This window comes from Stenotrophomonas sp. WZN-1, from assembly GCF_002192255.1.
In the GTDB taxonomy this organism is placed as follows: Bacteria; Pseudomonadota; Gammaproteobacteria; order Xanthomonadales; family Xanthomonadaceae; genus Stenotrophomonas.
Window position 1 is genome coordinate 996,035 of record NZ_CP021768.1, and the last position, 22,508, is coordinate 1,018,542.

Below are 22,508 nucleotides of genomic sequence, written 5' to 3' on the forward strand. Positions count from 1 at the left end.
CCGCTCACCCAAGGTGGTCGGCGACGTAGCGTTCGAAGGCAGCGATACCGTCTTCGACGGTGATCAGTTCCATCACATCGTCGAACTCGATCTTGGTACCCCACTTCAGATCGGCGGCCTGCTTGGCCAGGTACTTGCGTGCAGCGTCATCGTAGCGGTCCACGCAGTAGCGGCGGTCCGAGTACGGGCCGCTGCGGTTCGGATTGCTGGCCGCATGCAGGCCCAGCACCTTGGTGCCCATCGCGTTGGCGATGTGCATCGGGCCCGAGTCCGGTGTCATCACCAGGTTGGCGCGGGCCAGCAGGGCAGGCAGCTGCTTGAGCGTGTCCTTGCCGACCAGGTCCAGCGCCGGTGTGTGCAGCTGTGCCTGGATGGCGTCGGCCATGCTGCGCTCCAGTTCGCTGCGGCCACCGCACAGCACCACCTGCCAGCCGCGCGTGACCGCGTGGTTGGCCACGGCGGCGTAGCGGTCGGCATACCAGTTGCGGCGCACGTGGCTGGAACAGGGCGAGATCATCAGCACCGGGCGACCGTCGTCCTGCCACTGTGCAGCGGCCCACTCATACGCGGACTGCGGCACGGCCAGATCCCAGCTGACCTCGGTCTGGCGCAGGCCCAGCGGTTCGCAGAAGCTGCCGATGGCATCGAGCACGTGGATGCCAGGGCGGTCGGGGATGCGCTCGTTGATGAAAAGCCCGTGCAGGTCCTTCGAGCGGCTGCGGTCGTAGCCGATGCGGCGCTCGGCCGGAATGAAGGCCGACAGCAGGTTGGCGCGGAACGCGACCTGCATCTGCAGCAGCGCTTCGAAGCGCCCCGGCGGCAGCTGCCTGCGCAGTTCCTTGACCCCGGCCATGCCGCTCTTCTTGTCGTAGGCGTGGAAGGTGACGCCGGGGAGGCCGTCGAGCAGCTTGTGACCGGCCTTGTCGATGATCCAGTGGATCGGCGTGTCCGGGCGCGCAGCCTGCAGGGTGCGCACCAGGGGCACCACGTGGGTGACATCGCCAAGTGCGGACAGGCGCAGGAGGCACAAGGAGGAGGACGCTGATGCCATGTGTTGTTAGACTCAATGAAATGGTCGCATTCGACGCCAATGAAGCGCTGACGCCATGCCGCGAGGGTCGCGGCATCGGGGCCATTCTGTTCGACCGCGAGCGGCTGCGGCAAGCCGAGATCGGCCTGTTCTCGCCCCAGCACTGGGGCAGCAGGGCCCGACCGGTGGGCGAGGGTGGCCGCGGCAGTGCCTGGTTCGTCGATGCGCCGTTCGGTGCCAGCGTGCTGCGCCACTACCTGCGCGGCGGCATGGCGGCCCGTATCAGCCACGACCAGTACCTCTGGCGCGGCTCGGACCGGACCCGCAGCTTCGCCGAATTCCGCCTCATGCGCGCCCTGCGCGAGAAAAAGCTGCCGGTGCCACGGCCGATCGCCGCGTTCTACATGCGTGAGGGCCTGCGCTACCGGGCGGCGATCCTGATGGAGCGGATCGAGGGCGTGCGCTCGCTGGCCGACCGCGCACTGGTGGCGGGCCGGGGGGCTCCCTGGGAGGAGACCGGGCGCCTGATCGCCCGTTTCCATCGTGCCGGCCTGGACCATGCCGACCTCAACGCACACAACATCCTGTTCGATGGCAGTGGCCATGGCTGGCTGATCGACTTCGACCGCGGCGTGATCCGCATCCCGGCGACCGCCTGGCGCGAGCGCAACCTCAAGCGCCTGCTGCGCTCACTGATCAAGCTGCGCGGCGAGCGCAGCGTGGAAGATGTGCAGAAGGACTACGCGCGGCTGCGCCGCGCCTATGACATGGCCTGGAACCGGGGCACCTGATGGACTGGTCGTTGCGTTTCCTCGGCGTCGGCAATGCGTCGGCGGTCGAGCTGGGGTCGCCGATGTCGGTGATCGAGCGGGAGGGACGCCCGTGGCTGACCATCGATTGTGGTGGTGAAGGCCTGACCGCGTTCAAGGCGCACTACGGGCACATGCCGCCGGCGCTGTTCGTCACCCATGTGCACCTGGACCACGTGGCCGGCTTCGAGCGCCTGTTCGTGGATACCTTCTTCAATGCGCACCGGCGCGGCAAGGTGCGCCTGTACGTGCCCGCCACGGTGGTGCCGCTGCTGCACAAGCGCATCGGGGATTACCCGAACGTGCTGGCCGAGGGCGGTGCGAACTTCTGGGATGCCTTCCAGTTGATCGCGGTCGGTGAGGCGTTCTGGCACGAGGGCGTGCGCCTGGAAGTATTCCCGGTGCGCCACCACTGGCCGGAGACGGCCTATGGCCTGCGCCTGCAGGGCGCGCTGACTTGGAGCGGCGATACCCGGCCGATTCCGGAGATGCTGGCCCGCTTTGCCAACGACAACGAACTGATCGCTCACGACTGCGGCCTGCACGGCAATCCGTCGCATACCGGCGTGGACGATCTGGAGCGTGAGTACAGCGCCGAACTGCAGGCGCGAATGATGCTGTACCACTACGCCAGCGCGGCCGATGGCCTGGCATTGGCCGCGCGTGGGCACCGCGTGGCGCAGCCGGGGCAGTGCGTGCCGCTGGCGAGCCCGACCGCGCCGCACGTGCTGGCCCAGGATCCGCCGTAAGTGGTACCGGCCAGCCCGCAGATGCGGCGCTGGCTGCCGAACTGGAGGCGCTGGAGCGTGCACTGCATGCACCGCAGGTGCGCTATCGCAGCCGCCATCCCGTCGATGGCCAAAATGGTGTTCCACCAAGGCACGCCCGAAGCACGGTAGCGCGGGGCATGCCCGGCGAAGAGCGCCAACCAGGGGTGGCATCCACCAGCGTGGGCATCGCCCGAAAAGGCGGTGGCCCCGCCGGCTGACCTCGGCGCCCGCGTCGATCGATACCGTTGCTGCCTTCCGGCCCTGGCGGGGTTTTCGACCTAGCGTCGCGAGGGGCCGACGGGGCCACCATAGAGACGTTGGCCGCCCAGTGGGCGGCCAGTTCACGGACCAGGGGAAGCAGCGCGCGTCGCGCCGGAGACCACAGCCGGACTGCACATCGGCTGGCCGATGACAGACGCGCATTCTAGCCCAGGCAGGTCCATCGACGCCAGCTTCATGCACTGAATCGGCTGTAACCCGTTCCCGGCGGCGGCGGCCGGGGGCTGCCTCCGTTGCTAGAATGCCGGCCAGGAGGAACGGCCTCCCCCACATCGGGAATCAAAGACCAGGACGGCCTGGCCCTACCAAGAGGAGGGCCGTCATGGCCTGGATCTATCTGTTGTTCGCCGGCCTGCTGGAAATCGTCTGGGCCGTGTCCATGAAGCAGTCCGAAGGCTTCACCCGGCTCACCCCCACCGTGGTCACCATCATCGGCATGATCGCCAGCTTCTGGTTGCTGGCGGTGGCCATGCGCAGCCTGCCGCTGGGCACCGCCTACACGATCTGGACCGGCATCGGCGCGGTCGGTGCGTTCATGGTCGGCATCGTGTTCCTCGGCGAGCAGGTCAGTCCGATGCGGATCGGTGCGGCGGTGTTGATCGTTTCCGGCCTGGTGCTGATGAAACTCTCGAGCAGCTGAATCCATTTACTTATAGCGGGGAAGGGAATCCCCGCTTGCTGCAGCTATATGCATTTCCGGCAAAACCATTTTGTCTGCCGGTTTTATTTGACGCACGTCATGAAAATAACGAGCGTGATTCACATGCCGCTGTCGCCATCGGTCGCACAGTGCCGCCATTCGTCAGGCGAAACCGGGGAGTTTTCGCCGTGATGGACACGCTGGCGTACCTGTCCAGGGTGCGATCACGTGAAGATGTGAAGATTTTCAGGAGTTAACGCCACCAGGCCTTGTTCCCGTATCGGGAACCGGGACGGGTCGCATCGTCTTCAAAAAACTTCCCGCAGTGCCATCCGGTCTTTTCAGGGAGATTTACCGATGAACCGCATTTACCGTCTGGTTTTCAATCGCGCCCTTGGCGTAATGCAGGTTGCTTCGGAGGTCGCCCAGAATCCCGGCGGAAGCGCGGCCTGCACGGCCCGGCTGCCGCGATCGAGGGCGCATCAGCTGGCGGTCGCGCTGGCGGCCACACTGGCCAGTGGCTCGGCATTCGCGGCGTGCTCGACACCGGGCCCGACCATCACCTGTACCGGAACCACCAACAATTTCGTTGACGCCACCAATGGTGTCCAGGTGACCGTGGCAGCTGGCGCGAACGTAGGAAGTACCGCTGGCCTGGGTAATTCGATGACGTTGAGCGGCAACGGCATCCAGCTCACCAACAACGGCACGATCGGCACCAATGTCGGCCTCTTTGCTGCCTCCGGCGCGGTGCTGGGCAATGCCAGTGGCCAGGCGATCAGCGTTACCAACAGCGCGACCGGCACGCTTCAGGGCTTCATTGATATTGGCTCCCTGCTGGGCGCGAATGGCCGCGCGCTGTCCGTGCAGAATGGCGCAGGCGGTGTCACCACGATCAACAATGCCGGCACCGTCAACATGAATTTCCTGCTGGGCGGACTCGGCACGGCCGACGCGCCGGCCATCGTCAGCTACGGTGGCGCACAGACGGTCCTGAGCAACAGCGGCGGGATTACCGGGCGGGTCGGATTGGCCGGCTCGACGCTGGGCAACTCGGTAAACAACAGTGGCACGATCACCGGCAGTGTCTACCTCGGTGATTCAGCGCAGGGGAATACCTTTACCGCCGTGTCCGGGTCCAGTGTGGCGAACGGGGCCGGGGCCTCGGCGGGAATTGATGTACTGGGTGGTATTTCGGTTTCGCTTGCCGCCGCAGGCACGGTCAATGCCGGCGTGGGCGCCGGCGCCGCCAGCAACACGCTGGTGCTGCAGAACGTCGTCAGCGGTCCGGGGTCCGGTACCGGCGGTGCAGTGACCACGCTGGGCTGGAACCAGTACCTCAACTTCCAGAGGCTCACGGTCAACAGCGGTACGTGGAACCTGCAGGGCGCGTGGAGCGGAACCGGGCCGACGACGCTCAACGATGGTCTGATCAACTTCAACAATGCCGCCTCCTTCGGCACAGGGCTTTTCACCGCCAACGGCGGTGCCATTGCCTCCTCCACGGCGGGTCTGAACCTGGCCAACGCTTTCAGCCTCGGTGGCAATCTGTCCCTGGCAGGGACCAATGCGTTCGGCCTGGGTGGCGTGCTGTCCGGTACCGGCGGGCTGACGGTCAACAACACCGGCATCGTTACTCTCGGCGGCGCAAACCTGTTCTCCGGCGGCGTCAACCTCAATGCCGGCGGGCTGGTACTGGGCAATGCCGGTGCACTGGGCAGCGGCAATCTGACCGTCGGTGGCAGCGCTTCGCTGGATACGACGGCCGGCTTCACCCTGGGCAACAATCTGGTGATCAATGGCGGGGGCTCGCTGAACCTGCTGGGCAGCAACGCGTTGTCTTTGAACGGTTCGATCTCGGGTGCCGGCAACCTGACCAAGAACGGCGCCGGCACGCTGACCTTGAACGGCGCCAATTCGCTGACCGGCAACTTCAACCTGGCCGGAGGCGCGTTGGCGCTGGGCGCGGGCGGCAGCCTGTCGCCCACCGGTGCGATCACGGTCGGCGTCGGCACCACCCTGGACCTGTCGGCGGCCGCCAACCAGACCATCGGTTCGCTGGCGGGCCTCGGCGGTTCGGTCAACCTCGGCAGCCACACGCTCACCCTCGCTGGGCTGGGCAATACCAGCTACAGCGGCACGTTCGCCGCAGGCACGGGGGGCCTGGTCAAGCTGGGCACCGGCGTGCAGACCTTGTCGGGCGTGAACAACCTCAGCGGCGGCGTGGCACTCAACGCCGGTGGCCTGCTGCTGGGCAATGCTGCTGCGCTTGGCAGCGGCGCGCTCTCGGTTGGGGGCAGCACGACACTCGACGGCACCACGGCGCTGGCGCTGACCAATGCAGTCAACCTCGGTTCGGGTGCCAGCCTGAATCTGCTCGGCAACCAGGCGCTGACGTTCAACGGCGTGATCGGTGGCACCGGCGGCCTGGTGAAGAGTGGGGCGAGCACGCTGACACTCAACGGTGCAAACACTTTTGGTGGTGGGCTGGCGCTCAATGCCGGTGGCCTGGTCCTGGGCAATGCCGGCGCGCTCGGAACCGGCGCGCTGAATGTCGGCGGTGCGACAACGCTCGATGCCAGCGCGGCGCTGAGCGTGGGCAACGGCATCAACCTCGGTGCAGGTGGCCTGCTGAATGTACTGGGCAGCAATGCGCTGACGCTGGGCGGCGCCATCGGTGGCACCGGCAGCCTGGTCAAGAACGGTGCCGCCACGTTGACGCTGGGCGGCGCGAATACCTTCAGCGGCGGCCTGGCGATCAATGCCGGCAAGGTCGCGGTGGGCAGCGGCGGAAGCCTGGCGGCCGGCGGTGCGGTCAGCCTGGCCGGCGTTGGCGCGGACCTGGACATCTCGCTCGGCGGCAACCAGACCATCGGCGCGCTGTCCGGTATCGCCGGCAGTACGGTGACGCTGGGCAGCAGCACGCTCACCTTCGGTGATGCCACCAACCAGACGTTCGCGGGCGTGATCGGTGGTACCGGCGGCCTGGTCAAGCAGGGGACGGGCACCCAGACCCTGAGCGGCGCCAACACCTTCAGTGGCGGAGTGAATCTGGCGGCGGGGGGCCTGTTGCTGGGCAACAACAGTGCGATCGGCAGCGGGGCGTTGACGGTCAGCGGCAACAGTTCGCTCGATGGCAGCGCTGCACTGAACCTGGCCAATGCCATCAATCTGGGGGCGGCGTTGACCTTGCCGGGCAGCCAGAACTTCACCCTGGGCGGCAACATCACCGGCACCGGCAGCCTGACCAAGAACGGTGCCTCGCTGCTGACCTTGAATGGCACCAACACCTTCAGCGGGGGAGTGAATCTCAACGCGGGCGGATTGCTGCTTGGCAATGGCGGCGCGCTTGGCAGTGGTGCCCTGAACGTGAGCGGCAGTGCGTCGCTCGATGGCAGCGCGGCGCTGAGCCTGGCCAACAATGTGACCCTGGGCAGTGGGGCCGTGTTGTCGCTGCCGGGGTCGCAGGCGATCACGCTCGGCGGCGTGGTTTCCGGTGCGGGCGGCCTGGTCAAGAACGGTGCCAGCACGCTCACGCTCAACGGTGCCAATGCCTTCACCGGCGGCCTGGTGCTCAATGGTGGCGGCCTGATGCTGGGCAATACCGGCGCGCTGGGAACCGGACTGCTCGCAGTCGGTGCAAACTCCACGCTCGACAGTTCGGTGGCATTGAACCTGGGCAACGCCATCGATCTCGACACCGGTGCGCAGCTGAGCCTGGTCAGCAACCAGAACGTTGCGCTGGGCGGACTGATCACCGGCACCGGTGGCCTGGTCAAGACCGGTAGCGGCGTTCTGTCATTGAACAACAGCAATACCTTCAGTGGTGGCCTTGCGTTGAACGCGGGCAGCGTTTCGGTCGGCGCCAACGGTGCGCTCGGCACGGGGGCGTTGAACATCGGTGGCAATGTTTCGCTGGATGCGGGAGCCGCGGTTTCGCTGGCCAATGCGGTGAACCTGGGCGCCAACACGCTGACCCTGCCGGGCAGCAACAACCTCACCCTGACCGGTGTGGTGGGAGGAACTGGTGGCCTGATCAAGAACGGTGCCTCGACGCTGACGCTGTCCGGTGCCAACACCTTCCTGGGCGGTGCAACGGTCAATGCCGGCACGCTCGCGCTTGGCGCCGGTGGCAGCCTTGCCGCAACCGGTGCGCTGGACCTCGCCGGTGCCGGAGCGACGCTGGACATCTCCGCGGCCGGGGCGGGGCAGACGATCGGCGCGTTGAACGGCATCGCCGGCAGCCATGTGGCACTGGGCACGCAGACCCTCACTTTCGGTGGCGCCAGCAATGGCAGCTTTGCCGGTGTCATCGATGGCAGCGGTGGGCTGATCAAGGTCGGTGCCGGCGTGCAGACGCTGTCCGGTGCCAATACCTTCAGTGGTGGCCTTGCGCTCAATGCGGGTGGCCTGATTCTCGGCAACACCAGCGCGCTGGGTACGGGTGCGCTGGGCATCGGCGGCACTACCACGCTCGACAGCACCGTGGCGCTGAACCTGACCAACGCCGTGAACTTCGGTGCCGGTACGCAGCTGACGCTGGGTGGCAGCAATGATGTCACCCTCGGTGGCGTGGTGGCCGGCAATGGCAGCCTGATCAAGAATGGTGCGGGCCTGCTGACCCTCAACAACACCAATACTTTTGGCGGCGGCCTGACCTTGAACGGTGGTGGCCTGGTGGTCGGCGCCGACGGAGCGCTGGGTTCCGGCACGCTGGCGGTGACGGCCAGCACCACGCTGGATGCGGGTGCTGCAGCGACGCTCGGCAATGCGGTCACGCTGGGCTCGGGCGTTGCGCTGACGTTGCCGGGCAGCAATGCGTTGACGCTGTCGGGCGTGGTCGGTGGCAACGGCAGCCTGATCAAGAACGGCGCTACCACGCTGACGCTGTCCGGTGCCAACACCTACACCGGCGGTACCACCATCAATGCCGGCACGCTGGCACTGGGCACGGGCGGCAGCCTGGCCGCGGCGGGTGATGTCACGCTGGGCGCAGGCGCTGGCTTCGATATCTCCGGTGCCGGCAGCAGCCAGACCATCGGTGCACTCAATGGCGTGGGCGGAAGCACGCTGGCGCTGGGCGGAAATTCATTGACGTTCGGAACCGCCAGCAATGCCGCGTTCGATGGCGTGATCAGTGGTGGCGGCGGCCTGGTGAAAGTGGGCGCCGGCGTGCAGACGTTGTCCGGTGCCAACACGTTTGGCGGCGGCGTGACGCTCAACGCAGGCGGGCTGGTGCTCGGCAATGACGCGGCGCTGGGTACGGGGGCATTGACCGTCGGCGGTGCCGCCACGCTGGATACCACCGGCCTGGCAACGCTGGCCAACAACATCGCGCTCAATGCCGGGCTGACCGTGCTCGGCAGCAACGCACTGACACTCAACGGCGTCCTTTCCGGGGCTGGCAGCCTGACCAAGAATGGCGGCGCAACGCTGACCTTGAACGGGATCAACACCTACACCGGTGGCACCAACATCAACGGCGGCACGCTGGCGCTGGGTGCCGGTGCCAGCCTGGCGGCGAGCGGCACCGTGAACCTCGCTACCGGCGCCACGCTGGATCTGTCTGCCGGCAGCGGCACGCAGGTGTTCGGCACCCTGGTCGGCAACGGTACGGTGAACCTTGGTGCCAACTCGATCGAAGTCGGCGGTGCCACCAATGGCACGTTCAGTGGCTCGATCGCAGGCACCGGTGGCCTGACCAAGGTCGGTTCGGGCATTGAAACGCTGACCGGCACCAATACCTACACCGGTGGTACCTTCATCAATGCCGGTACGCTGGCGATTGGCCCGGGTGGCAGCCTGGCAGCCTCCGGAGCGGTGACGCTGAACGCTGCGGGCACCGGCTTCGATATCTCCACCGCAGGGGCCAACCAGACCATCGGGTCGTTGAACGGCGTGGTCGGCTCGACGGTCAGCCTGGGCGCGCAGTCGCTGATCCTCGGCGGCATCGGCAACAGCGTGTTCGATGGTGCGATTTCCGGCACCGGTGGCCTGGTCAAGAATGGCGCCGGCATCCTCACGCTGGGCGGCGCCAATCTGTTCAGTGGTGGCGTGGCGCTCAACGGCGGCGGCCTGGTGGTCGGCAACAACGCTGCGCTCGGCAGCGGTGCGCTGACGGTGGGCGGCAACGCGACGCTGGATGCATCGACAGGCGTCAACCTGGCCAACAACATCGGGCTTGCAGCGGGCGCCAACCTCGACCTGCTCGGCAGCCAGGCGCTGACACTGGGCGGTGTGATTTCCGGTACCGGTGGCCTGATCAAGAACGGTGCGGCCACCGTGACCCTGAGCGGTGCCAACACATACACCGGTGGTACCACCATCAACAACGGCACGCTGGCGATCGGCGCTGGCGGCAGCCTGGCGTCGACCGGCGCGGTGAACCTGGCAGGTACCGCTACCCTCGATATCTCCGCTGGCAACCAGACCATCGGGTCGCTGGCCGGCGTGGCCGGCAGCACGGTGGCACTCGGTGGCAGCGCGCTGACTCTGGGCGGCACGGTGGACAGCACCTTCAACGGCGAGATCAGCGGCAACGGTGGCCTGATCAAGAACGGTGCCGGCGTGCAGACATTCAATGGCGCCAGTACCTTCAGCGGTGGCGTAACGCTCAATGCCGGTGGCCTGGTGGTCGGCAACAATGCTGCGCTGGGCACCGGCGCGGTAACGGTGGGTGGCAATGCCACGCTCGATTCGAACACCGCGGTGACGCTGGCCAACAACTTCGTCCTCAACGCCGGGCTGACCGTGCTCGGCAGCAACAACCTCACTCTCAACGGCAGCCTGAGTGGCACCGGCTCGCTGACCAAGGAGGGTGCCGCAACGCTGACCTTGAACGGCATCAACACCTACACCGGTGGCACCAACATCAACGCCGGTACGCTGGCATTGGGCGCGGGCGCGAGCCTGCACGCCAGCGGCATCGTCAACCTGGCTTCGGGGGCGACCTTCGACCTGTCGGCGGGCAGCGGCACGCAGCAGTTCGGTACCCTGATCGGCAACGGTACGGTGAACCTGGGTGCCAACACGCTGACGATCGGTGATGCCAGCAACGGCACGTTCAGTGGTTCGGTGGCCGGCTCCGGCGGTCTGATCAAGGAAGGTTCGGGGACCCAGACGCTGACCGGTACCAACACCTTCACCGGGGGGACCACGATCAACGCCGGCACGCTGGCGATCGGTGCAGGCGGCAGCCTGGCCGCAACCGGCGCGGTGAACCTGGCCAATGCCGGTACCGCCTTCGACATCAGCGCGGGCGGCGCGCAGACGATCGGTTCACTGGCCGGCGTGGCTGGCTCGGCCGTGGCGCTGGGCACCAGCACGCTGACTCTCGGCGGCGTCGGCAATACGACGTTCGCCGGCACCATTGGTGGCACGGGTGGCCTGGTGAAGAACGGCGCGGGTGTGCAGACCCTGAGTGGCAGCAATACCTTCAGCGGCGGCGTGGCACTCAACGCCGGCGGCCTTGCCCTGGGCGACAACGCTGCACTGGGCACCGGCACGCTGACCGTGGGCGGCGACGCCAGCCTGGACGGCACCAGCGCGCTGACGCTGGCCAACACCGTGCAGCTGGCCAGCGGCACGTTGACCCTGGCGGGCAGCAATCCGCTGACGTTGAATGGTGCAATCAGCGGTGCCGGTGGCCTGCTCAAGGATGGCGCAGCAACGGTCACCCTGGCCGGTGCCAGCTCCTATACCGGCAGCACCACCATCAACAGCGGCACATTGGCGGTGGCGGCCGGTGGCAGCCTGTCCGGTGCCAGCACGGTCAACCTGACCGGTGCCGGCACGCTGGATATCAGCGCAGGTGGCAGCCAGAGCATCGGCGGCCTGGCCGGTGTGACCGGATCCAGCGTGGTGCTGGGCGGCGCAACCCTGACCACCGGCGGCAACAATGGCAACACCGTCTTCGGCGGCGTGCTCAGTGGCACCGGCGGCCTGGTGCAGAGCGGTACCGGCACGCTGACCCTGAGCGGGGCCAACACCTATACCGGCGGCACCACCATCAACGGCGGCAGCACGCTGCAGATCGGCAACGGCGGCAGCACCGGTTCGGTGCTGGGCGACATCACCAACAATGGCAGCCTGGTCTACAACCTGGGCACGACGGCAACCGTGGGCGCGGTAGTCAGTGGCAGCGGTGGCCTGACCCAGGCCGGCAGCGGCACGCTGGTGCTGACCGGCAACAATACCTACACCGGCGGCACCACCATCAATGCCGGCGGCACGTTGCAGGTCGGCAACGGTGGTGCGACCGGTGCGATCGTTGGCGACATCACCAACAACGGCGCGCTGGTGTCCAACGTGGCCGGCAACACCACGCTGGGTGGCACCATCAGCGGCAGCGGTGGCCTGACCCAGGCCGGCAGCGGCACGTTGACCCTGACTGGCAACAACACCTATACCGGCGGCACCACCATCAATGCCGGTGGCACGCTGCAGGTCGGCAATGGCGGTGCGACCGGTGCGATCACCGGCAATGTCGCCAACAACGGCAGCCTGGTCTTCGACGTCGCCGGCAACACCACCGTCGGTGGCGCGATCAGTGGCAGTGGTGGCCTGACCCAGGCCGGCGGCGGTGTGTTGACCCTCGTCGGCAACAACAGCTACAGCGGTGGTACCACCATCAATGCCGGCGGCACGCTGCAGGTGGGCAATGGCGGTACAACCGGCGCCATCGCCGGCGACATCACCAACAATGGTGCGTTGATTTCCAACGTGACTGGCAACACTGCGCTGGGCGGCACCATCAGCGGCAGTGGCGGCCTGACCCAGGCCGGCAGCGGTACGCTGCTGCTGACCGGCACCAACACCTACACCGGCGGTACCACCATCAATGCCGGCGGCACGCTGCAGCTGGGCAATGGCGGTGCGACCGGCTCGATCGTCGGCGACGTCACCAACAACGGCACGCTGCTGTCGAACGTGGCGGGCAACACCACGCTGGGCGGCACCATCAGCGGCAGCGGCGGCCTGACCCAGGCCGGCAGCGGCACGCTGACCGTGACTGGCAACAACACCTATACCGGCCCGACCACCATCAATACCGGTGGCACCCTGCAGGTGGGCAATGGTGGCGCCACCGGTGCGATCGGCGGCAGTGTCACCAACAACGGCAGCCTGGTGTTCAACGTGGGTGGCGACACCACCGTCGGCGGCGCCATCAGCGGCAGCGGCGGCCTGACCCAGGCCGGCACCGGCACCGTGACCCTGATCGGCAACAACACCTATACCGGCGGTACCACCATCAACGCCGGTGGCACGCTGCAGGTCGGCAATGGTGGCGCGAGTGGTGCGATCACCGGCAACGTCAGCAACAACGGCAGCCTGGTGTTCAACGTGGGTGGCAACACCACGGTGGGCGGCACCATCAGCGGCAGCGGTGGCCTGACCCAGGCCGGCACCGGCACGGTGATCCTGACCGGCAACAATACCTACACCGGCGGCACCACCATCAATGCCGGCGGCACCGTGCAGGTCGGCAACGGCGGGGCCAGCGGCTCGATCACCGGCAACATCACCAACAACGGTGGCCTGGTGATCAACACCGGTGGCACCACCACACTGGGCGGCAGCATCAGCGGTGGCGGCAGCATCGTGCAGGCCGGCCCGGGTGGCCTGAATCTCGGCGGCGACAGTGGTGGATTCAGCGGCACCGGCCAGGTCACCGGCGGTGGCCTGAATGTCACCGGCACCATTGGCGGCCAGTGGACCATCGGCAGCGGTACCACGCTGTCCGGCACCGGTACCATCGGCGGCACCGGCGGCGGCGTGACGGTGTCCAGTGGTGGCGTGCTGTCGCCGGGCAATGGCCCGGGCAACGGCAGCGGCGCAGGCAATGGCACCGGTACGATCACGGTGGGTGGCAACCTGACCCTGTCGCCGGGCAGCACGCTGGGTATCGATCTGGGGGCCAGCGGCAGCGACACGGTGCAGGTGGGCGGCAGCGCCAACGTGGGCGGAAGCACGGTGCAGGTGAACACCATTTCGCCGAGCACCAGCTACCAGCAGGGCCAGCAGTACACGGTGGTCAACGCGGGCGGCGGCGTAAGCGGGCAGTTCGGCTCGGCAACCTCGCCGTCGGCCTTCCTGACCATCACTCCGGTCTACACCGCCAACACCGCCAACCTGCAGATCGACGTGGCGCAGACGGCGGCGTTCACCACCGTGGCCAACACGCGCAACCAGTACAACACCGCTGCGGCGCTGGACAGCCTGCCGCAGAGTGGCGCGGCGCTGGGCCTGTACAACACGGTGCTGATGTATGACGCCGGCACTGCGCGCAACGCATTCGACCAGCTCTCCGGTGAAGTGCACGCGGCCAGTCGCGCGGTGCTGCTGTACGACAACTACCTGGAAGAGGGCATCCGCCAGCGCCTGGGCAGTGAGCTGCCGACCGTGCGTGGTGAGCGCGCCTCGGCCTGGTTGGCCGGCAGTGGCAAGGTGTTCAAGCAGGATGGCGATGGCAACGGTGATGAGATCCGTTCCAACCGCAATGCGGTGATGGCGGGCGTGGACTGGCAGCTGGGTGAACATGTGGTGCTGGGTGCGGCGGCCGGCAACGAGCGGCTGGATACGCGCCTGTACGATCGCAGTTCGCGCGCCCGCCTGCGTGGCAACACGTTCGGCCTGTATGCACAGGGACAGTGGAACAACGGCTTTGCGGTCGGTGGCAGCGTGTCGCGCGGTGACTACCGCACGCGCACCACGCGTGAAGTGCCGCTGCTGGGCCAGACCCTGTACAGCCGCCAGGATTCGGACGTGACCATCGCCCAGGTCGAAGGCAGCTGGACCTGGACCCATGGCAGGACCCAGCTGCAGCCGTACGTGCAGTTCACCAAGCACTGGGTCGACAGTGATCGTGCGGTGGAGCAGGGCGGCAGTGCCGCACTAGTGCTGGAAGGCGGCAAGGACACGCTCAACGTCAGCACGGTGGGCGTGCGCGGCCGCTGGGACGTGGGCAGCGGCGAGCGCTTCCCGGCGCAGCTGACCGTCGGCCTGGGTTGGCAGCATGCGTCTGGTGACACCGATGTGGCCAGCCGCAACCGCTTCGCGGTCGGTGGCGATGCCTTCGATGTCTACAGCGCGGTGATGGCACGCAACGCACTGGTCAGCCAGGTGGGTGTGGCGGTCGGCCTGGGTCGCAGCAGCCAGCTGTCGATGTTCGTGCAGGGCCAGCATGGTGATGGCCGCCGCGATGTGGGTGGGCAGATCAACCTGCGGGTAGGCTTCTAAGGGGAGCGGGCCAACGGTAGATCCACGCGCTGCGTGGATCTACCGGTGCGGCGGGAGTGAGTGCTGATCCATGGCGCCGCTGTGCCGCGCAGACCGCTCAGTTCGCCGCGTCCTGCGTGCGTCGACGCAACCCGGCGGGCGGGTCGAACAGGCTCGCAGGTACTTCATCGAAAGCGACCTCGGTAACACGCAGGCCGCGCTCGGTACGCTGGTTGCCGGTGCGTCCGCGGTAACCCAGCAGCAGGCCGGTGTGGGTATCGATCCACAACGTGCCGGAGGTGGTGCCATCAGGGCCATGCGCATTGTCATAACGCCAACCGGCAGCGAGGCGGCCCAGGATGAACTCGCCGGGTGCGGGTGAGCAGCGCCCGCCGATCGTATGGCATGGGGCGGCGGGATCGTACCAGTAGGGACCACTGGAGTCGGCGACCGGTAACGTGTAGTTGCCGCGCTCGCTCACCAACCATGCCCGGCCGCGCTGACCCTGGGTGGTCAGCCATGCATCCGGCGCATTGTCGCCGCGGAAATCAATACGGATGGCAGGCCCGCGCAAACGGATCTCGACCTCGACCTCACCGCCAGGCGCGTTGGGGCCGAGTGGGCCCAGGCCATAGGCGCGTGCCAGCAATCGCGCCTGTGGAGGTTCGCTTTCGGCAGCGTCCGTGGATTGGGCGGCGACGGCCCAGGTTGCTGTCATCAACAGGCTGGCCAGCAGCATCCGCACGTCAGCGCGCCAGGTTGCTGCTGTCATGCACGGGGCTCTGCATGCGGACGATCGCATAGGACTCGATCGGCATGCGGCGATGGCCGGTGATCGGGTCCTCGATCAGCATCGAAGCTGGGCGGAAACTGTCGCCTTCGCTGACCAGATCTGAAAGACCGGCGATCACCCGGTCGGCAAAGGGGACGATCAGCGGCATCGGATAGGTGACCTTGATCTTGAGGATGTTGGCGTCCTGTACGCTGACACGGCTGCTGCCGACGCGTGCATCGCGGAACGCAAGATTGTCGTTCGGCAATGCATAGCGCCCATCGAACTGGCGCTCGCGGAACTCGTTGTACGCCGCGCGGCTGGGCGAGATGACTTCGATCTTCGGCGACAGCAACGGGTTCTTCCACAGCAGGGCGACCTTGGCGCGGGCGGCGACGGCACCCGCCGCATCCGGCGAGGTTGCGTACAAGGGAGCCATCGCCATTTCCAGTGCGCTGCGCATCTCCGAATGATTGACACCACTGACCGCGCCGGCCCGTGCGGCCTGCAGTGTGGCGAAATCCAGCAGCGACTTGGCTCGATAGATCAGGACGAACTGGAAGATGACCAGGACGAGGAAGATGAAGGCCGGAACCACGACGCAGAATTCAATCAGCGACTGGCCGCGCTGACGGCGGATGGATGAGCGGATGCGCTTCATTGCGAAGCCCTCATGGATGGCGGTGCTGCAGGTGGAGAAGGGCACCATTGGAACGTTTCGCCCAGCACCGGAGCGATATGCCTGAGGCTGTTCACCGGCATTTCCAGCGTGGAGTACGCACCGCGGCACCAGGCGCCGCGCCATGGGCGCACGGCCTCGCGCCAGCCCACGGCTCGGTGATCGCGGTCCAGGAACAACAGGTCGAGCGGGTACCCCATGGCCAGCGTATGTACGCTCGAGCAGGGGGTTATCAGCAGGCCCTGCCCGGGCTGGAGTGGCGCGCGCAGCAGCAGGCCGCGCAGCCGCTGGTGCCAGCGATCGGCATGCCAGACGCAGCTGAGCAGTTGCTGGTGGTCGCGGATCAGGGCGCCGGTTCTCATGCGTGGGGCCTCACAGGATTCCCTGCTGCTTCATCTGCAGGAAGATGAAGTAGGCCAGGACGACGAAGATCAGCGGGAAGAAGAACAGCACGAGCGGCAGCATCATCTTCACCGGTGCTTCCAGCGCTAGCTTCTCGGCGCGAAGGAAGCGCTCTTCGCGCCGTTGCATGGCCTGCGAGCGCAGTGTGTCGCTGAGGCTGGCACCCACCCGGTCGGCCTGGATCAAGGCGCTGGTGAAGCTGGTCAACTGGGAAATGTCGGCGCGATCGGACATGCGCCGCAGCGCTTCGGCGCGCGGAAGGCCCGCGCGCAGGTCACGCAGCATGCGCGAGAACTCCTGCGACAGCGGTCCGGGCGGTCCCTTGTCGACGGACTGCTCGATCGCACCGGTGATGTTCAGGCCCGCCTCGACGGCCATGGTGATGAAGTCGAGGAAGATGGGCAGGTCGCGGACCACGTGCTTGGAGCGTGCCTTGCGCCGTTCGCCCAGCCACAACGTGGGATACATCCAACCGAAGGGCGCGCCGAACGCCAGGGCCATCAGCACGGAGCCGAAACCGAATTTGCCCAGCAGGATGATGGTGAACAAGAGGAATGAGCTGGCCACGGCGGCGGAAACGATGCGCGCGCCATACAGTTCTTCCGGCGACAGCACGAAGTCCTGGCCGGCCGATTGCAGGCTGCGGTGCGCGCGCTCCAGCTGCGCCGAGGACAGGCGCGGCCCGGCCAGGCGCGTTGCGACCGTGATCAAGGGCCACAGGATGCGCAGCAGCAGCGGCAGCGGATCCTGGTAGTTGCGCTGGTCCACCTCGACCGACTGCACCAGTCCGCGCAGCGCGAATGCAAGCAGCCCTACAGCGGCAGCGGCAAGCAGTGCGACCAGGATGAGCAGGGCGTTCATATGTCGATCGTCATGATTTTTCGGCACATGCGGTAGCCGAGGTATTCCAGTACCCCGATCAGGCCCATGACGCACCAGCCGATGAAGGTGTGGAACATGGGGTTCATCGTTTCCGGATAGAACAGCACGAGGAAGCCGACAAGGCCGGCTGGCAGCATCGCCATGACGATGCCCTGCAGGCGCCCCTGCGCGGTGAGTGCCTTGACCTTGCCTTCCATGATGAGCTTGCGCCGCAGCGTTTCGGCGAGCGTGGAGAGGCTCTCGGCGAGATTGCCACCGACCTCGCGCGAAATGCTGACGGCGGCCACGAACAGCTTCACGTCGGCGATGGGTACGCGGGCGGCGAAGTTGTCCAGCGCCTCCTCCGTGCGCACGCCCATGTGCTGCTCGCGCAGCACCAGTGCCAGCTCCTGGGCCAGCGGAGGCAGGCCGTCATGGGCCAGTGCTTCCAGCGCGGGATTGAAGCCGACGCCGGCCTTGAGGCTGCCGGCCAGCATCAGCAGGCCGTCGGGCAACTGCTGCTGGATCTGGTCGAGGCGGCGTTGCTTCAGCCACAGGTAGATCTTGCGGGGCGCTACGGCCAGCAGGACCAGGGCCAGGATCGGCAGCAGCAGGTTGCCGCCGGTGACGATCCACAGCAGCACGGGAATCGCCAGCAGCATCAGGACATTGGTCCTGAACAGCACGCGCGGATCGACGAACAGGAACATGTCGGCCAGATTGACCCGCGCCTGGTCCATGAAGTTGGCGCGGTAGCGGTCCATGAAGCCGGAGCTGGCACGCGCCAGCAGCAGTACCGAGCCTGTCACGCAGGCAAAACACAGCAGGGCGATCAGCAGGATGTCACTCATTCCGCCGTCCCCCGGTGCGGAAGATGTCCAGGTCGACCGCGACGCCACGCTCGGCAAGCTCTTCATAGAACTCCGGCACTGCACCGGTCGCGACGAACTCGCCCACCACCTTGCCATCGCGTCCGGCACTGGAACGTGCCTTGAACAGGAAGACATCCTGCAGCTGGATGGTGCCGCTTTCCATGCCGGTCAGTTCGGTGATGTGGCTGACCTTGCGCGAACCGCAGGGGAAGCGCTTCTGGTGCACGATCAGGTCCACCGCCGACGAGATCTGCTCGCGCACCACCGTCATCGGCAGTTCCATGCCGGACATCATGACCATCACTTCCAGGCGCGACAGCGCCTCGCGTGGATTGTTGGCATGGGCGGTGGTCAGCGATCCTTCGTGGCCGGTGTTCATGGCCTGCAGCATGTCCAGTGCTTCGCCGCCGCGGCACTCGCCGACCACGATGCGGTCCGGGCGCATGCGCAGCGCGTTGCGCACCAGGTCGCGGATGGAAATGTGGCCCTTGCCTTCCATGTTGGGAGGGCGCGCTTCCAGGGCGACCAGGTTGGGCTGGACGAGCTTCAGTTCGGCCGCGTCCTCGATGGTGACGATGCGATCGGTATCGGGAATGAAGTTGGAAAGGATGTTGAGCAGGGTGGTCTTGCCGGAGCCGGTGCCACCGGTAACGACGATGTTGCGCCGTTCGCGCACCGCAACGATCAGGAATTCCAGCATCGGCTGGCTGAGCGAACCGAACGTGAGCAGGTCCTTGCCTTCCAGCTTGCGCTTGGCGAACTTTCGGATGCTGATGCTCGGGCCGCGCAGCGCCACCGGCGGAATGATGGCGTTGACGCGGGAGCCATCCTTCAACCGCGCGTCGACCATCGGCGAGCTTTCGTCGATGCGACGACCGAGGGGCGTCACGATGCGCTCGATGGCCGACAGCACCGCACGGTCGCTGGTGAAGACAATGGGGGACCGTTCGATCCGGCCCGCACGTTCAATGAAGATCTGGTCGTGCGCGTTGACCATGATTTCCGTCACCGTCGCATCGTCGATCAGGTCTTCCAGCGGGCCCAGGCCGATGGCCTCATCGAGCACTTCCTTGGCCAGCCTGCGTGGGTTGATCGTCTTGGGCAGCTCGGAGAACTCCCGCTGCATCACTTCATCGATCAGCTTGATCGTGGCATTGCGCAGTGACTCATCGTCCATGCTCCGCACATCGAGCCGGCGCAGGTCCATCTGCTTGACCAGCGAGGCATGCAGCTTTGCACGATAGACGGCCATGTCCGGCGGCAGCTGCTCCGGTCGCGCCAGCTGGCGTTCGCTGGATGGCTGCGCCGGTGCGGGCGCCGGTGCGGGCGTGGAGTCCACCGGCGCATCGTTGGCCGCGCCGGCATTGAAACTGCCGGCGTCGGCGCTGGGTTCGGCCGGCGGGTCGTCGTCCACCACCTGCAGCAGGTAGTCACCGATCTGCACGCGGTCACGGCTGGTGAGCGGGCCGCGGCTGCCTTTGACCTGTTCACCATTCACCAGTACCGGCGAGCGGCCTCCCAGGCTCTCGATGAAGATGCCCTGGTCCTCGCGCTTCAGCGCCGCATGGCGTTGGGCGATGCTCCAGCCCTGCAGCACCACCAGGTTGCCGTCGCCACGGCCGATCCCGCATTCACGGTGCAGGCAGCGGACACGGCGCTGATCGCGGTTGGGTGTGTCGATGAGGATGTTGAACATGCAACGGCTCCGGTTACTGCACGAAATCTTTGTTCCGGCGCGGCATGGCCTGCTGGCCGCGTTCCTGGATCTGTCGTGCACGCTCCAGGCCATCGAGGTTTTCCTGCGAGCCCGGCGTCACCACGCGCGGAGTAACGAACATCACCAGCTCGGTACGGTTGCCGCGGAAGCCATCGGAGCGGAACAGCTTTCCGAGGATCGGGATGTCGCCCAGCAGCGGCAGGCGCTTGGCATCCTGCTGCGCGCTGGAGTCGATCAGCCCGGAGATGACGATGGTTTCCCCCGCGTGTACGTTGATTTCCGACTCGGTACGGCGGGTGGTGAAGCCCGGCACGCCCTGCACGGTCACCGTCGGATCGACACGGCTGACCTCGGCCAGGATGCGGGTGGAGATGTCCTCGTTGGAGTTGACCAGCGGCTCGATGTCGAGCTTGATGCCATATTCCTTGTAGTCGACGGTGACCTGGCCGAAGCCCTGAGGTACCGGGATCGGCACCTCGCCGCCAGCCAGGAACTTCGCCTGCCCGCCGCTGCGCGCACTGAGTTGAGGCGAGGCCAGCAGGAACGCCTTGCCCTTGTTCATCATCAGGTTGATCGCCGAGCCGATCTGCGTGGCGATGCCAAAGAAGGCCTGGGTACCCTGCAGCTTGTTCGGCAACAGCACGCCGTTGGCCGGGCTCTGCTCGGGGTTGATGCGGTAGTAGTTGTTGTTGGTGAAATCCTTGACGATGCCGGCCACCGGGCCGCGGATCACGTTGTCCCACTGGATGCCGAGTTCTTCCAGCGCATTGGTGTCGAACTCCATGATCTTCACGTCCATCTGCACCATCGGGCGCATGCCCACCGGGTCGGCGGTAGTGAAGTTCAGCACCGTCGGGTAGATCTTCTGGATCGCATCGATGCGGCTGCCGATCCCCGGATTGATGTCCTGGCCGGTAATGACAACACGGTCGGCGACGGCATGCACATTGATCTTTTCCACATCGGCCAGCAGCGTGCGGATGGTTTCGGCCAGGCTGACCGCATCGTTCTCGGAGATGTCCACCTGCACCTGCAGCTGCTTGCCGTTCTGCAGCCACAGGTGAACCGTGGTGGAGCCGGGCTTCATGCCCATCATGATCAGGTCACGTGGGCCGACGTTGGTGACTTCGAGCATCTCGCCGCTACCGACGGCCACGCGCTTGAGCCCGCTGGGCAGCGTGTAGACCGCGGCCTGGCCGGCGTAGATCCGGGCGCGGGTGGGCAGCGGCACCGCAGGCATGGCCGATGCGCTGGTGCGATAGGCGGGATCGGGAACCGGCGCCGGGAAGGCGCTTTGCCCGCCGGGTACCGGTGCATGGTTGGTGTTGGCCTGCGGCGGTGCCTGGACGGCAGGGCGCGGTGCGGCCATGACCGGTACCGGGGTCAGCTGGGTACCGGTGGTCTGTGCCACGGCCAGCAGTGGTGCGGTGGCAACAGCGATGGCCGCAGTAGCGGCGATGAGGCTGCGGATTCCATTATTGCTGCGCATTCGTCGACCCTTTGCCCCCAATGATGAATTGCACGCCAGCACGACCCTGCGTGCCGTTGCCGAGCAGTTCCCTCTGCGTCATGCCACTGAGGCCGAACGCACCACGATCCTCCACCTGGCGAAGCATCACCCGCATCGAACCCGCCTTGGCGGCGACCGTGAGTCGCTGCGCCTGCGCCGGTGTCAGTTCCAGGGTGATGTTCGAATAGCCCTGCTGGTCTTCCGAGGCAGGCGTTTCGCCGACGCGGTTGCCGGTTGCCAGTACGTTGATGTCCTCAAGCAGCGGCAGCACCCGGGCACCAGTCTGTTCCTGCTCGACGGTCAGCAGGATGTCAACATGGTCCCCGGGAGCGATCATGCCGGAGATCGAGTTCGTCTCGTCCACCTGGAGGGTGTAGCCCACGTTGCCCTTGGCGATCACGCGTGAGAACTGGTCGTACAGCGGTACCAGTGCACTGGCACCCAGCGGTGCGCCTTCGCGGATCGGTGCACGCAGCATGCGTCCGCTGTACTCGGACACGTTGTCGGGCGTGATCGCATCGGCAGGCGGCAGGTCGGCGGGGACTTCGCGCACTGCAAGGTCGGCAACGGTGACGATGCTGCCCGGTTCCATGTCGGTCTTGGGCACGGCCACCGGCACCATTTCCACCGGCGGTGCGGCACGTTCGTTCACTGCCTTCTGCACGTAGCGCACGGCGACCAGGGCCGCGAACAGGCCAAGGGCGAGGGCGATGATGATGAAGACGACGTTGCGGTTGGCTTTCAGCGGGAGCGCCTTCATACGACTCCCATCGACAGCATGTAGGTGAACCCCTGGTACGCCTTGCGCAGTGAATCGATCAGCTCGAGCACGATGTTCGGCTCGGCGACCAGGACCAGGACACCGACGGAAGCGACCACGGCGTACTCGATCAATGCGGCCCCGCGCTGGCGGCGTAGGGACGGTGGAATGCGTTTTCTCATGGCGGTGG

General features: G+C 66.4%; 14 protein-coding genes and 1 other RNA gene. 4 read left to right on the forward strand and 11 right to left on the reverse strand.

The annotated features are described in order from the left end of the window. Positions 1-4: 4 nt before the first annotated feature. Complete coding sequence (locus CCR98_RS04620) at positions 5-1,051, reverse strand: glycosyltransferase family 9 protein (protein WP_087921678.1); 1,047 nt, start codon at positions 1,049-1,051, stop codon at positions 5-7. Positions 1,052-1,071: 20 nt separating this feature from the next. Here CCR98_RS04620 and CCR98_RS04625 point away from each other — a divergent pair, with 20 nt between their 5' ends. After that, positions 1,072-1,821 carry a 3-deoxy-D-manno-octulosonic acid kinase gene (locus CCR98_RS04625; protein ID WP_032958195.1) on the forward strand — a complete coding sequence of 250 codons (750 nt, stop codon included), beginning with the start codon at positions 1,072-1,074 and terminating at the stop codon, positions 1,819-1,821. After that, positions 1,821-2,588 carry an MBL fold metallo-hydrolase gene (locus CCR98_RS04630; RefSeq protein WP_087921679.1) on the forward strand — a complete coding sequence of 256 codons (768 nt, stop codon included), beginning with the start codon at positions 1,821-1,823 and terminating at the stop codon, positions 2,586-2,588. Before CCR98_RS04625 ends, CCR98_RS04630 begins: the two co-directional genes overlap by 1 nt. Before the next feature lie 225 nt (positions 2,589-2,813). Here CCR98_RS04630 and ffs read toward each other — a convergent pair. Then, positions 2,814-2,910: signal recognition particle sRNA small type (ffs, locus tag CCR98_RS04640), an RNA gene on the reverse strand. 300 nt (positions 2,911-3,210) lie between these two features. Here ffs and sugE point away from each other — a divergent pair. Both sugE and CCR98_RS04650 read left to right on the forward strand, forming a co-directional pair. Then, entirely contained in the window at positions 3,211-3,528 is a 318-nt protein-coding gene (sugE, locus tag CCR98_RS04645) for a quaternary ammonium compound efflux SMR transporter SugE (protein ID WP_087921681.1), read from the forward strand. 357 nt (positions 3,529-3,885) lie between these two features. Beyond that, positions 3,886-14,766, forward strand: coding sequence for an autotransporter-associated beta strand repeat-containing protein (locus CCR98_RS04650; RefSeq protein ID WP_087921682.1), 10,881 nt, complete (start codon positions 3,886-3,888; stop codon positions 14,764-14,766). 97 nt (positions 14,767-14,863) lie between these two features. On the opposite strand, the gene CCR98_RS04655 is transcribed toward CCR98_RS04650, so the two are convergent. Genes CCR98_RS04655 through CCR98_RS04695 form a run of 9 tightly spaced genes read right to left on the reverse strand, consistent with a single transcriptional unit; the run spans position 14,864 to position 22,500 of the window. Beyond that, positions 14,864-15,517 (reverse strand): hypothetical protein, encoded by a 654-nt coding sequence (locus tag CCR98_RS04655; RefSeq protein ID WP_232463084.1) that lies wholly within the window; start codon positions 15,515-15,517, stop codon positions 14,864-14,866. Next, complete coding sequence (locus tag CCR98_RS04660) at positions 15,492-16,178, reverse strand: TadE family protein (protein WP_198361060.1); 687 nt, start codon at positions 16,176-16,178, stop codon at positions 15,492-15,494. The genes CCR98_RS04655 and CCR98_RS04660 overlap by 26 nt, the downstream gene beginning before the upstream one ends. Further along, a complete protein-coding gene (locus CCR98_RS04665) occupies positions 16,175-16,558 on the reverse strand; it encodes a DUF192 domain-containing protein (protein ID WP_087921685.1) in 384 nt (127 codons plus the stop codon). Before CCR98_RS04665 ends, CCR98_RS04660 begins: the two co-directional genes overlap by 4 nt. 10 nt (positions 16,559-16,568) lie before the next feature. Beyond that, a complete protein-coding gene (locus tag CCR98_RS04670; RefSeq protein WP_075675208.1) occupies positions 16,569-17,459 on the reverse strand; it encodes a type II secretion system F family protein in 891 nt (296 codons plus the stop codon). Beyond that, complete coding sequence (locus tag CCR98_RS04675) at positions 17,456-18,310, reverse strand: type II secretion system F family protein (protein WP_087921686.1); 855 nt, start codon at positions 18,308-18,310, stop codon at positions 17,456-17,458. The genes CCR98_RS04670 and CCR98_RS04675 overlap by 4 nt, the downstream gene beginning before the upstream one ends. After that, a complete protein-coding gene (locus CCR98_RS04680) occupies positions 18,303-20,027 on the reverse strand; it encodes an ATPase, T2SS/T4P/T4SS family (protein ID WP_087921687.1) in 1,725 nt (574 codons plus the stop codon). Before CCR98_RS04680 ends, CCR98_RS04675 begins: the two co-directional genes overlap by 8 nt. A gap of 13 nt (positions 20,028-20,040) precedes the next feature. After that, a complete protein-coding gene (locus CCR98_RS04685) occupies positions 20,041-21,537 on the reverse strand; it encodes a pilus assembly protein N-terminal domain-containing protein (protein ID WP_087921688.1) in 1,497 nt (498 codons plus the stop codon). Beyond that, positions 21,524-22,318 (reverse strand): Flp pilus assembly protein CpaB, encoded by a 795-nt coding sequence (gene cpaB, locus CCR98_RS04690; RefSeq protein ID WP_014036170.1) that lies wholly within the window; start codon positions 22,316-22,318, stop codon positions 21,524-21,526. The genes CCR98_RS04685 and cpaB overlap by 14 nt, the downstream gene beginning before the upstream one ends. Continuing rightward, on the reverse strand, positions 22,315-22,500 hold the full coding sequence (locus tag CCR98_RS04695; RefSeq protein WP_014646171.1) for a hypothetical protein: 186 nt from the start codon (positions 22,498-22,500) through the stop codon (positions 22,315-22,317). The genes cpaB and CCR98_RS04695 overlap by 4 nt, the downstream gene beginning before the upstream one ends. Positions 22,501-22,508: the final 8 nt, after the last annotated feature.